The sequence below is a fragment of the Bradyrhizobium sp. CB1717 genome (assembly GCF_029714325.1).
GTDB lineage: Bacteria > Pseudomonadota > Alphaproteobacteria > Rhizobiales > Xanthobacteraceae > Bradyrhizobium.
This window is the reverse complement of record NZ_CP121666.1, coordinates 2,516,577-2,529,372: the sequence shown is the minus strand read 5'-3', so window position 1 is coordinate 2,529,372 and position 12,796 is coordinate 2,516,577. Positions and strand designations below refer to the sequence as shown.

At 64.5% G+C, this 12,796-nt stretch carries 9 protein-coding genes; 5 read left to right on the top strand and 4 right to left on the bottom strand.

The features are described 5' to 3' along the window. Window positions 1-141 precede the first annotated feature (141 nt). The gene (locus tag QA649_RS11940) at window positions 142-375 is read left to right on the top strand and encodes a hypothetical protein (protein ID WP_283024344.1); all 234 of its coding nucleotides are present in this window, start codon (window positions 142-144) and stop codon (window positions 373-375) included. A gap of 203 nt (window positions 376-578) precedes the next feature. Here the strand turns inward: QA649_RS11940 and QA649_RS11935 are convergent, their stop codons facing one another. Together QA649_RS11935 and QA649_RS11930 are read right to left on the bottom strand one after the other, a co-directional pair. Beyond that, window positions 579-1,334, bottom strand: a complete 756-nt coding sequence (locus tag QA649_RS11935) for a helix-turn-helix transcriptional regulator (RefSeq protein WP_283024343.1) — start codon at window positions 1,332-1,334, stop codon at window positions 579-581. Window positions 1,335-1,827: 493 nt separating this feature from the next. Next, window positions 1,828-2,658, bottom strand: a complete 831-nt coding sequence (locus QA649_RS11930) for an IclR family transcriptional regulator C-terminal domain-containing protein (protein ID WP_283024342.1) — start codon at window positions 2,656-2,658, stop codon at window positions 1,828-1,830. Window positions 2,659-3,018: 360 nt separating this feature from the next. Here QA649_RS11930 and QA649_RS11925 point away from each other — a divergent pair, with 360 nt between their 5' ends. The 4 genes from QA649_RS11925 to QA649_RS11910 all read left to right on the top strand — a co-directional run bounded on the left by QA649_RS11925 (window position 3,019) and on the right by QA649_RS11910 (window position 8,374). Beyond that, window positions 3,019-5,784, top strand: a complete 2,766-nt coding sequence (locus QA649_RS11925; RefSeq protein WP_283024341.1) for a winged helix-turn-helix domain-containing protein — start codon at window positions 3,019-3,021, stop codon at window positions 5,782-5,784. 66 nt (window positions 5,785-5,850) lie between these two features. Then, window positions 5,851-7,059 carry an ABC transporter substrate-binding protein gene (locus QA649_RS11920; protein ID WP_283024340.1) on the top strand — a complete coding sequence of 403 codons (1,209 nt, stop codon included), beginning with the start codon at window positions 5,851-5,853 and terminating at the stop codon, window positions 7,057-7,059. A 119-nt stretch (window positions 7,060-7,178) separates the two neighbouring features. Beyond that, window positions 7,179-7,589 (top strand): helix-turn-helix transcriptional regulator, encoded by a 411-nt coding sequence (locus QA649_RS11915; protein WP_283024339.1) that lies wholly within the window; start codon window positions 7,179-7,181, stop codon window positions 7,587-7,589. 101 nt (window positions 7,590-7,690) lie between these two features. Beyond that, window positions 7,691-8,374 carry a hypothetical protein gene (locus tag QA649_RS11910; protein WP_283024338.1) on the top strand — a complete coding sequence of 228 codons (684 nt, stop codon included), beginning with the start codon at window positions 7,691-7,693 and terminating at the stop codon, window positions 8,372-8,374. Here QA649_RS11910 and QA649_RS11905 read toward each other — a convergent pair. Together QA649_RS11905 and QA649_RS11900 are read right to left on the bottom strand one after the other, a co-directional pair. Further along, window positions 8,331-9,617: an efflux RND transporter periplasmic adaptor subunit gene (locus QA649_RS11905; RefSeq protein WP_283024337.1), complete on the bottom strand. Its 1,287-nt coding sequence runs from the start codon at window positions 9,615-9,617 to the stop codon at window positions 8,331-8,333. The two genes, QA649_RS11910 and QA649_RS11905, sit on opposite strands and share 44 nt — an antisense overlap. Next, complete coding sequence (locus QA649_RS11900; RefSeq protein WP_283024336.1) at window positions 9,614-12,796, bottom strand: efflux RND transporter permease subunit; 3,183 nt, start codon at window positions 12,794-12,796, stop codon at window positions 9,614-9,616. The genes QA649_RS11905 and QA649_RS11900 overlap by 4 nt, the downstream gene beginning before the upstream one ends.

The following is a 12,796-nucleotide window of genomic DNA, read 5'->3' as shown; positions in this document are numbered from 1 at the left end:
TCGCCATGGGTATCGCGCGCATGACTCCGTGCAAAGACGAAAATCATCGTTCGTTTGATACTGCGGATCGAGCGCACGCATGCACATGTCTGGCGAGCGAGCCGAGGCGTTCCCGGCATCGCTTTGTCAAGGAGACGTACGATGACGACACTGAAACTGCTCTCGGTCGGACTGATCGCCGCGGCGATGGTTGCTTCCCCGGCGATGGCGCGCGAAGGAAATACGAATGCGCGCCGGACGAATGTCGATGCCTACGCATCGGCGCAGCGTGTTCCGGTCACCTCCAAGCGCAGCTGCACCCGGGCTCCGGACGTCGGCGCCTATGCAACTGCCCCGTGGCGCCGTCCGCCTTGCGAGCCTACGTCCGGTTACTGAGCGGAGTCGGACGACGCTCCTTCGGCGCGACACGATCGCGCGCACCGAGCCAAAGCGGACCGCCGCGCGGTCTCGCGGCTCTTCCATCTCACGCTGGGAGGAGGAATGGCAGCTCCTCGTGACGCTGTCATTCCTCCGATTGCGATTCGGCAAATGCCGGATCGTTCACTCTCCGTCGCCGCGCGGGCGATCGAGGACCGCCATCAGGAAAGATTGTCGCGACCCGGCAGGACGATGTCGTACGGCAAGGTCCCCGTGGTCTCGAAACCCGCCGCAGCCGCGTTTCGCCACCGGCTGGGCGTGTTGCCGGTGAAGCGCCTGAACGTCGTCGTGAAGTGGGCCTGGCTCTGAAAGCCCACCGCGAGCGCGATTTCGACAATTGGCATCTCACAATCCCGCAGCAGATCCTTGGCCCGTCGTATCCGCTGCCGCAAGATGAACTCGTGCGGCCTGCAGCCCGTTGCCGTCCGGAACTGGGCCGCGAAATGCATGCGGCTCAAGCCCGCGGCCGCCGCCAGATCCGCCAGCGCGATCTTTCGGCAGAAATGATTGTCGATGTAATCGAGCACGCGCTTCAGGCGCCATTTCTGCAGCCCCTGGATCGGCCGCTCACCTCGCTCGGCGGGCTGCGGCTCCCCCTCGGACCGCAATGCGAACAGTCTGGCGAGCACCGCAAGCCGCAGCGCATCGGCACAAAGGGCTGTGTGAGCCTCCTGCATTCTCTCGACGGCGAGGAGAGCTTCGGACAGGCTCTGAAGCACGGGATCGTCAGACGGCGCATCGTGAAGTCCTGCGCCGGCTCCTTTACCGGTGATGAGCGCCAGCCTCGCAGAGCTCAATCTGATTCCGGACGCGGACTGCGGCGGGATTTGAACGCGCAGCCGGCCGATATCACGCGCCGACTCACGCGGCGGCGTCCCGGGATGGCGCTGCGGGTGCGCATCGATGGCAATGACCAAAGCGAGCTGCTCAAAGGCTATTGCACTCGCGCCCCGGAGCGCGAGGCCATGATCGCGCGCGACGGCAGCATGACCGACCGCATCCGAGAGCGATGCGAGCGATGCCGGCGCGATGGCAGACGGCAACCCCACTCTTCCTTCATCCGAGACAGTCGTTGCCGGGACGTGTCCATCATTCGGTCGTTGCAATGGTTGAGGCATGGTTACGACTCTTGCTTTGATACTCAACTAACGAGGGCTGCGCAGCCTGACCTACAGGTTGCAAAGCGTCTCGATTGCGTCGAGGGTAGCAAGGAGAGAACCGCTCGCCAGTTAAGAGACGCAAAATCAGGAATCTTCAGGTACTCCGGTCTTCACGGAACCGTGCATCGGATTCGCAAGGCGGAAAGCGGCGCGATCGGTTGATCTGATCGCCCGATCGATCCATTGGCGATACCGATCATCTCTCGGTGCCGCGAATGCAGCACCTGACGGAGGCCGGAATGATCACGATCTAGGCTGCGCGGCAGTGAAGGTGGGCAGCAAAAGCCCTGAGTTCTTCCTCGGCGATCTCCCACCCTGAGTGAGACAGGGTCGCCGGACCCGAGCAGGCCAGAGCGGCCGGACGAATTCCGAAGCACCCGGCGGGAAGTGGAATCGCGATGCTGCGCAGACCTTCGGCATATTCCGAGAGCGTGCTGACGAATCCGCTCTCCCGGGCGTGCGCGATGTCCCACATCAGGGACGACAGCGTGGTGCGGGTGTTGGATGCCAGAGCGACCAGTTTGCCGCGGCACAACTCCTCCACCTCGGCATCGGCTAGCTGCGACAGGATCGCCTTTCCGCCCGCCGTGGCGTGAAGCGGCACCTTCTCTCCCAGCATGCACCGCGACGTCAGCGGCGTCGACCCTTGCCTGCTTGCAATGACAACCATCGCGCCGGATTGCAACGCACCGACATCCGTCGTCAGCCGCGTCGCCGTGCTGAGTTCTTCGACCTTTTGGATGACGACGCCGCGGAGCTCGCTCGCCGCGACGTAGACAGACGCAAGCTGCACCGCGAGCACGCCGATGCAGAAGCGATCGTCGCCGGTCCGCTCGAGCATGCCGATTTCGGTCAGGGACACCAGGAAGCGATGCGTCGTGCCGTCGTCCCAGCCGAGATGGCGCGCGATATCCTGCAGTCTGTAGACCGTGCATGCAGCACGTCCATCGACCGCTTCAGGAATGAAGAGCTGAAGCAGACTGCCGAGCTTCTGAACGGTTGGAACACGAAATCCCCTGCTCTGCGCTCCTCTCTGATCGCGCTTCCCGTTTCCTTCAGCCGCCCCTCCCACTTTCGTCATCTCCGATCGTCGTCACGAATTCGTGTAGCAAACGATCAATGCGTCGAAGCTCCATCGCGTCATGATGGAACGCCGACTACTGAGAAGGTCTTCTTGACACGCCAACGATGTTCCCTGTACGACACACACGCGCATTCACGCTTTCAAATTCTTGCCAAGGATCGGTGATTTCCGGGTGGGTCCATTGCCTTTCACCGGATCACGGCAGTGAAGCTGATCCACGGACCCCCTATGTCGCCTTCACAGGCTGGTCGAACCTACTCTTTCAAGAACTGGCTCATCGATTGCCAGCGCAGGGAACTGAGGTACGACAACATCGCTGTACCGATCGGAAGCCGCGCATTCGAGATCCTCGAGAGATTGGCGGGTTCCGCCGGCCATCTGGTGACCAAGGATGACCTGATCGTAAGCGTCTGGTCGGGCCTCTCCGTCGAGGAGAACACGCTGCAGGTCCATATTTCCGCGGTCCGCAAGGCGCTCGGCGCGGATCGCGATCTGCTCAAGACGATCTCCGGCCGCGGATATACGCTCGCGGGGACCTGGCGAAGCGGAGAGCCGGATCGCTTCGCAGTCACTCCTGTATCCATCCCGACAGACTCCTCGTTCGCAAGCAACCTGCCGAACACGCACGCGCCTCTGATCGGCCGCGAGGATTGCCTGAACGAGCTGGCCGACGTGTTGTCCGCGTTCCGCGCCGTGACCCTGGTCGGCCCCGGAGGCATCGGAAAGACGAAGCTTGCGGTCGAGCTCGCGCACCGTGTCGCGTCCTCATTCGACTATTCCGCTGCGCTGGTCGAATTCGCGACCTTGCAGGATCCGGCACTCGCAATATCCGCGACGGCCCGCGCCTTGAGGCTCGTCTTGAACGACAAGGAAGTCTCGGCCGCGGGCGTTGCCCAGGCCATCGGCTCGCGCCGTCTGCTGCTCGTCCTCGACAATTGCGAGCACGTCATCGACGTCGCCGCGCAGATCGCGAGCGCCGCGCTTCGCTATTGTCCGAACGTCACCGTTCTCGCAACCAGCCGCGAAGCCCTCCGCATCGAGGGCGAATACGTCGCAGCGATCCCGCCGTTGTCGGTTCCCCGTCTGGACGTGCGCGAGCCGGATCTGCTTCTGCAGGAAAGCGCCGTGCAATTGTTCGTCGCTCGCACGCGGGCGTTGCGCACGAGCTTTGCTCCTGATGCGGAGGACCTCGTCAAGATCGCCGCGATCTGCCGCCGGCTCGACGGAATTCCGCTCGCGCTCGAGTTTGCAGCCGCCCGGGCCGCAAATCTCGGGGTGGATACCGTATCGCTTCGCCTCGACAAGCGCTTCGAGCTCCTGAGCGGCGGACGCCGTGATCAACTGCCCCGGCACCAGACGCTACGCGCGACGCTGGACTGGAGCTACGATCTGTTGTCGCCGGAAGAGCAGCAGCTGCTTTGCCGGCTTGCGATGTTTCCCGCCGGCTTCACGCTCGATGCAGCCATTGCAATGATGGACCAAGACGCGTCGCGGCCGGACGTCATCGAGACCCTGTCCAATCTGGTTGGAAAGTCCCTCGTTTCCCTGGATCCATCCTTCGACGGGCGATGGCGCCTGCTGGAGAGCACCCGCGCCTACGCGCTGGAGAAGCTCGCGGAGGCAGGGCTCGTTGAGCAGGCCGCCCGGCGGCAAGCGGACTTTCTCAGGCAGCTCATACAGTCGCCCGGCGGCAGCCTTGCAGCCTCCGACGACTCCTTCCGGCTCGCTCAGGAGATCGGAAACGTGCATATGGCGCTGGATTGGGCGTTCTCGCCAGGCGGAGATACCGCACTCGGGATCGCCCTGACGGCGGGATACGTCCCGGTATGGATGCAGCTGCTGTCCTTCGCGGAATGCTCGACCCGGATCGAGCATGCTCTTGCACATTTCAACCCCGAACTGGCCTGCGATCCCGGGCTCAAGGCGCAGCTCTATGTCGCGCTGGGGTTCGCGCTTCTCAACACGACGGGCTCGGCGGATCGCATGAAGGCGGCGCTGAACATCGGGCTCGTCCTCGCTGAGGAGCTGCGCGACCTCGAGCTTCAGCTCAAGGCCGTCTGGACGCTGTGGAGCTACAACCTCAATTCCGGCCAATACGGCGCGGCCAAGGACGTCGGCGAGCGATACCTCGAGATCGCGCTGCGCACCGGAAATGCCGCCAGCGAGACCGTGGGCCGGCGCCTGATCGGCGCCGCGACGCACTTTTGCGGAGCGCAGGAGGATGCGCGACGGGAGCTGACCCTGTCTCTGGATCGTTCGGCACATGGGTTGAAGGACGGCACGAACCAGATGTGGTTCCTGCTCAACCAGAGCGTCCTGGCCAAGGCCATGCTGGCGCGCGTCCTGCTGCTGCAGGGAAAGATTGCTCAAAGCAGATCCCTGGCCGCCGAATGCCTCCAGGAAGCGGAGAGCGAGAACGACAAGCTTGCGATGGCATACGCCTTGCGGAATGCCGTCTGTCCGATTGCATTGATGACGCATGATCTCGACGCCGCCGATCGCGCGATCTCGTCGCTCCTGAAGCTCGTCACGCGCGAGGGCATCGCATTCTGGGCAAGCTGGACATCGTGCCTGAAGGGGCAGCTGCTCGTCCTCCAGGGCGAGCATCGCGACGGAATTGCGCTGCTGCGCGATGGATTGAAGGCGCGGGCCGAGAACGGATGGCTGATGCGCAATCCCGAGTTTCTCGGATCGCTCGCCGAGGGCCTGTTCGCGATCGGCGAAAACGCACAGGCCCTGGCCGCCATAGAGGAAGCCCTGAACATGTCCCGGCAAGGCCGGCAGTTGTGGTGCCTTGCCGATCTGCTGAGGATCAAGGGCGAGGTTCTGCTGGCCGACAGCACATCCGATACCGCTCGGGCGGAAATGCTGTTCTCGGAAGGACTGTCCGTCGCACGAGAGCAGCAGTGCCGCTTCTACGAGCTGAAGGTTGCGGCGACCTGGGCGAGGATCATGGCAGGATCGAAACGCCGCCAGGCGGCACTCGATCTCGTCGGTCCGCTCAGCGCTCTGTTCGATCCGGAAGTCGATCTTCCCGCCCTCACCTTCGCGCGTGGCCTTGCCGCAAGACCGGGCATCTCGGCCTCGCCCGGCGACCGCCCCCCTTCTCCCACCTGCCATTAGACCTTGCTGTGACGTGGTCAGGGCAACTTGTCCCGCACGTTCGGTCAATTCTCGGGACCCCACGCGATGAGCATCTCCAGACGACAGGTTTTGGGCGGCGTCGGCGCGTCACTGTTTGCGCCCGCCATCATCCGGGCCCAGGGCACGCGACCGATCAGGATCGGCGAAATCAACTCCTACAGCAGCGCGCCTGCGTTCACGTTGCCTTATCGCCGCGGCTGGCAGCTCGCGGTCGAGCAAGTGAACGCCGCAGGCGGCCTTCTCGGCCACGAGCTACAGATCATCAGCCGGGACGACGAAGGCAAGCCGAGCGTCGCGATTCGTGCCGCCGAGGAGCTCGTGCGCAGGAACGGCGTCGATCTCCTGGCGGGGACATACCTGTCGAATGTCGGATTGGCGATCAGCGACTTCGCGCGGCAGAACCGGATCTTGTTCGTGGCGAGCGAGCCGCTGACGGACGCGCTCGTTTGGGATCGAGGACACCGATATTGTTACCGGCTGCGCCCCTCGACATACATGCTGGCGGCCATGCTGGTGGAAGAGGCGGCGCAACTGAAGGCGACACGATGGGTGACGATCGCGCCGAACTACGAGTATGGGCATTCCGCCGTCAAATGGTTCACCGAGCTTCTCAGCCGCCGGCGTCCCGACGTCCAGTTCATCGACAGCCAGTGGCCGCCCCTTGGCGCAATCGATGCGGGGGCGGTCGTGAACGCGCTCGCCCAGCAGAAGCCCGAGGCGATCCTCAACGTGACCTTCGGACCCGACCTCGCGAGGTTCGTCCGTCAGGGCAATGATCGCGGCCTGTTCGAGGGGCGAGACGTCGTATCCTTCACGACCGGCGAGCCCGAATATCTGCATCCCCTCGGACAGGACGCTCCGAGAGGATGGATCGTGACCGGCTATCCCGTGACCGAGCCTCTGGGCGAGGCGAACAATGAGTTCGTTGCGGCCTATTCGGCGAGATATGGCGAGGCTCCGACGATGGGCTCCGTGGTCGGTCATGCCCTTATCAGCTCGATCACGGCGCCGATCGAGCGGCTCGGAAGCCTCGACACCGAAATGATGGCCGACGGCTTTGGCAATGTCGGCTTCACGACGCCGTTCGGGCCGGCGAGCTGGCGTGCGATCGATCACCAGAGCACGATGGGTACGTTCGTCGGCCGCACAGCCCTCAAGGGCGACAAGGGTGTCATGGTCGACTGGACATACCGGGACGGCGGAACGATGCTTCCATCGGACGCCGAGGTTCGCAAATTGCGCCCGTCGGCCTGAAGCGCCTGTAGATCCCTCGCATCTTTCGCGTCGCTTCAGGAATCTTCACGGCAACGACAAGGACATGCGCAGCCGCCTGGCTCATGGTGCGGCCCTGACCATGATGGTGGGGGCCGCAAATGATTCCGAGCCGGATTTCGCATGATCAAACGTCTGGCAAGTTGCGCGGCGGGCCAAGCGCGGGCGGCCCGGCCCGGCCGGTTCTTGCCGAGTGGCAGTTGCGGCGCATCAGAGAGGCGATCGAATCCACTGATACGCCCTGGACGCTGGAAGCCATGGCGGCGCTGGTCGGCATGAGCCCGGATCGCTTCTGCAAGCGCTTTCGCGCCGCGACGGGATGTCCGCCGCATCGCTGGCTGATGCTGCAACGGATCGAGCGGGCCAAGCAATTGCTGGGCGATGGGAACCTCACACTGACTGACATCGCCTATGCCTGCGGCTATGCGAACTCCGCACACTTCTCGACGAGCTTCGGACGTGCGACGGGCACGACACCGAGCGAATATCGACGGCTGCACGTCCGCGCATAGTTGCGCAGCCCGGTGAGGCGATTATCGCTGCGCCGCGCACTCCTCAGCAGCCCGGCGGCAAGACCGGCGAGACTCCGGGCGTTGGCGCCGCGCCTGTTGCGTTGGCCGGCAGCACCATTGCTGGCGACGTCAGATTCATCGTCATCCCTTCCGCGCAGGCCGACGCGTTGGGGCTCGGCGCGACCGCGGCGTTTGGATCGATGCCCGTGCCGCCGGCGTCGCTGATCGCCTGCGGGATCGTACCGGGCGAGGGTCCGGCCGGCACGTCCGCGATCGAGAGCGGCAAGGATGCAGCGCTCACGATAGTTCCGCCCGGCGTTGAGCTGCACGCGGTGGCCGCCGCCGTCCCCGCCGGCGCAGCCGCGGAAACTGTCCCGATCGAGCTGGTGTTTTGCCCGATCGGCGGCGCGATCGGCGCCAAACTGCCTGACGCCGCCAGTCCCGTGCTGGATACGATCGGGGTCGCCGGCAGCGGCACCGGAGACGTCGATGGTGGCGCACAGACGACGACCGTACCTGGCGTCGTCGGATTCAGGGCGAGCGGAACAGGTGCCAGCGTGGTGTCGGGCGCGCCCTGTACAGTTGCTGCGGAAAATGGCCCCGGACTATTGAGCGGTGACGTGACGATCGCGCCCGGCACGGTCGGAAGGTCCATCGCCGTGCTACCGGTCGTCGCCACCTGGGCTTCGCTTGCAGAGCAGCCGAGCAACAGCGCAGCGAGCGCCGCGCACACGATCCGGATCATGTCTGCGCCCCCTGGCTTGCATCCTGCTTGCGAATGGTGACCTTGCCGCCCTCAGTCAGATTGACCGGCGGATTGAGCACGACTTGATCGCCGGGCTGCACACCCTCGCGCACTTCAATCGACGTGCCGAAATCCCGTGCGATCGAGACTTTCTGCAGATGAACGATGCCGTTGCGCACGACCGCGACATGAAGACCGTTCTGATCGAAGACCAGCGCATCGGCCGGAACCGACACCGACGGCGTCTTGCGCGGGATCGACAGCTCGACCGTGCAGTAGATGCCCGGGTTCAAGGCGCCGTCCGGATTCGGCACGTCGATCTCGGTCAGCAGCGTCCGGCTTCCCGGCTGCAACGCGGTGGCGATGCGCGTGACCTTGCCCGGAAAGCTTCGGCCCGGAATCTCGGGGACGCGAATGTCGGCATCGACGCCCGGCGCGACGCCGAAGGCCTCGTCCTGCGGCACGAAGACCTGCGTCCGGATCACGTTCGAATGCATCAGCGTGAACATGAAGGTCGATCCGGCCGAGACGAGGCTGCCATTGTCGACGTTGCGCTGCGTGATCACGCCGTCGAACGGCGCCACCACGCGCTGATAGGCCTTCTCCTGCTGCAGCACGCGAATCTGCGCCTCCTGCGCCGTGATGTTCGACTGCGCCACGTTCACGGCCGCCTGCTGCGCGCGCAAGGTGAGACGGTCGTTGTCGCCCTGCTGGGCCGTCAACCAGCCCTTCTTGACCAGGTTGCTGTCCCGCGCATTGGTGACGTCGGCAAGCTCCCGGCTCGCCTGCGCCTGCTGCAACGCGGCCTGGTTCTGCGACAGCGTCGCCTGCGCCTGCGCGATCTGCTGGTCGAGCTCCGGCGCGGTGATCTCGGCAAGGAGATCGCCCTTCTTCACGCGATCGCCGATATCGACGTAGCGCTTCTCGATATAGCCGCTGGCCCGCGCGAAGATGTTCGCCGCCTCGAATGCCGTCGTGGTCGCCGGCAGCGTGACCTTCATGAGGTCGCCGCTGGCACGGACCGTCGCCACCCGAACCTCCGGAATGGCGGTCCTGATCTGCTCTGTCGAGACCGCCAGATCGCGTGCGGCCTGATAATGCCGCCAGCCGCCAACGCCAAGAGCACCGGCAAGGAGCAGGAGCGCGGCGCCGCCGAGCCAGGCGCCGACGTGCCGGCGTCGCGGCCGCGCCTCCTTGCCGGGCAGCTCCACGATGCGGCCGCTTTCCGGATCAGGCTGGTCGCTCACGTCGTCGCTGTTGGTCCGTACGCGAACATCGCTCATTCCGGTTGCTCCTCGAATACGCCGTGCTGAGCCTTGCCGTCATTGCCCTTGCGCAGCCAGGCGAAGAGATAAGGCACGATCAGCAATGTCGTGGGCGTCGCAAACAGCAGCCCGCCGATGACGGCGCGGGCGAGCGCCGCGTTCTGCTCCTCGCCCGGGCCTCCGATCGCCATCGGGATCATGCCCACGATCATCGCGGCGGCCGTCATCAACACGGGACGGATTCGCGTGCGACCTGCACTCAGCGCAGCCTCGAACGCGGACTGCCCCTTCAGCTGCGCCTCACGCGCGAAGGTCACGAGCAGGATGGAATTGGCCGATGCGACGCCCACCGCCATGATCGCGCCCATCAATGACGGCACGTTCAGCGTCGTCCCGGTGACGAACAGCATCGTCACGATGCCGCAGAAGGTCGCCGGCAACGCCATGATGACGACGAAGGGGTCGCCGAAATTCTGATAGTTAACGACCATCAGCATGTAGACCAGGATGGCGGCAAACAGCAGCCCGATCCCGAGATCGCGGAACGATTGATGCATGCTCTGGATCTGACCCAGGACCTGGATCGAATTTCCCGGCTGAAGCTGCTTCTGAAGCGTCGAGGTCACCTTGTCGATCTCGGCCGCGACACCGCCGAGATCGCGGCCCTGTACGCTTGCATAGACGTCGTACACCGGCTGGACATTGGCCTGGTTCAAATTGGTCGGTACGGTCCCGCGCTTGAAGGTCGCGACATTGCTGAGAAGGCCCGGCACCGTCTGCCCGCTTGCGGCCAGCGAGGCCGACACCGGCGTGTTGCCCAGCGCGTTGAGTGAGTTGGCGCGGTACTCCGGCGTCTGCACGGCCAGATAGTAGGGGATGCCCGACGTCGGATCGGTCCAGAAGTTCGGCGAGACCTGGGCGGACGAACTGAGGCTGACATTGATGTTGGTCGCCACCGTGCTGGCGTTCAGTCCCAGTTGAGCGGCCCGGGTCCGGTCGATGTCGGCATAGAACGCCGGTGCATCCACCTCCTGCTGGAGATGCGCATCGACGATCCCGGGAATTGCCGCGAGGCTCTTCTGCAGTTCCTGCGCCACCGACAGATTGTTGGCGCCGTAGCCGACGGTCCGGACGTCGATTTGCGCCGGCAGGCCGAAATTCAGAATCTGGGTGACGATATCGGCCGCCTGGAAATAGAAGACGTCCTCGGGGAAGGCCTTCGGCAGGACCTGGCGCAGCTTCTTGACGTAGTCCGCGGTCGGCCTGTGGCCGTCCTTGAGCGATACGAGGATCGTTCCGTCGTTCACCCCGATGGTCGAGCCGTCGGTGAAGGCCAGATTGTAGGGACGCGCGGGCAGTCCGATATTGTCGACGATCAGCCCGCGATCCCGGTCCGGAATGACCTGGCGGATCTTGTCCTCGACCGCCTGGAAGATCGCCTCGGTGCGCTCGATGCGGGTCCCGGCGGGCGCACGAACATGGAGCTGGATCTCGCCGCCGTCGATCAGGGGATAGAAGTCCCTTCCGACGTAGACGAACATGACCGCCCCAAGGGCCAGCACGAGCACCGCGACGACCGGCACGATGCGTCGCCGCCGGAGCAGGATCACCAAGAGCGCGGAATAGCCGTCGCGCAAGCGCTCGAAGCCACGTTCGAACGCAGCCGAGGCGCGCGAAAACAGCCCGGACGGCCTCTCGCCCTCGCCATGGCGCCGCTCGCCCTTCAGCAGCAGGCCGATCGTGATCGGCGTGAGCGTCCGCGACAGCACGTAGGACGCTAGCATCGCGAACACCACGGCAAGGCCGAGCGGCGTGAACAGGTATTTGGCCGGTCCTTCGAGAAATACGACGGAGGTGAAGACGCAGCTGATCGCGAGCGTGGAGACCAGCGTCGGCACGGCGATTTCGGCCGCACCGTGCAGCGTCGCCTCCGACAGCGGCATCCCCTCCTCGGTCCAGAGCCGATGCGTGTTCTCGATCGTCACCGTGGAATCGTCGACCAGGATGCCCACCGCGAGCGCCAGCCCGCCCAGCGTCATCGTGTTGAGGGTCTCGCCCAGGAAATGCAGGACGATGAGCGAGGACAGCATCGCGAGCGGGATGGAGATCAGGACCACGAGCGTCGAGCGCCACGATCCCAGGAAGACCAGGATCATCAGCGCCGTGAGACCCGCGGCGATCGCGCCTTCGCGCAGCACGCCGTCGACCGAATGGGTGACGAAGACCGACTGGTCGAACAGCTCGCTGATCTTCAGCCCGGCAGGAGCCGACGCCCGGATCGACTTCAGGGCATGTTTGACACCGTTGACGACGGCAAGCGTCGAGGCGTTGCCGTTCTTGATCACGCTGAGCAGGACCGCGCGGTGGCCGTCCTCGCGCACGATGTTCTGCTGGACCTGCGATCCGTCGCGGACCTGGGCGACGTCCTTCAGCAGGATGGTCGCGCCGTTCGCGAACTTGACCGGGATCATGTTGAGATCCTTGATCGAGGCCGGCGTCGCGTTGGTCCGGATGGTGTACTGGGTGTCGCCAATCTTTGCGGTGCCGGTCGGCAGCGTCAGGTTCTGGGTGTTCACCGCATTGACGATGTCGAGCGGCGTCAATCCGCGCGACAGCAGCTTGTTCGGGTCGATATCGACCATGATCTGCCGATATTTGCCGCCCGCAGGCGTCGGCAGCGTCACCCCCGGAACCGGAGCCAGCTGCTGCCGGATCCGGTAGATGCCGAAGTCGTACAATTGCTGCTCGTTCAACTTGTTGGACTCGAGGCTGAGCTGCAGCACCGGCACGCTCGAGGCATTGAACTGCACGATGACGGGCGGCTGGATGCCCGGCGGCATCAGCGCGCGGATGGCATTCGTTGCCGAGACGATCTGCGAGATCGCGAGGTCGAGATTGACGTCCGGTTGGAAGTAGATCTTCTGAACCGACAGGCCGTTGAGCGTCTGCGCCTCGATGTTCTTGATGTCGCTGACATTGGCGCTGATCGAGTACTGGCTGTACGTGCTGACGCGCTGCTCCATCTCCGGCGTCGACAGGCCGGTATAGCTCCAGATCACCGTGACGACGGGAATGCGGATCTCGGGAAAGATGTCCGTCGGCATCGACCAGACCGCGATGCCGCCGAGGAACAGGATCAGGGCCGCGAGCACGTAGAATGTGTGCGGAAACCGGAGCGCGAAGCGGACAATTCCCAT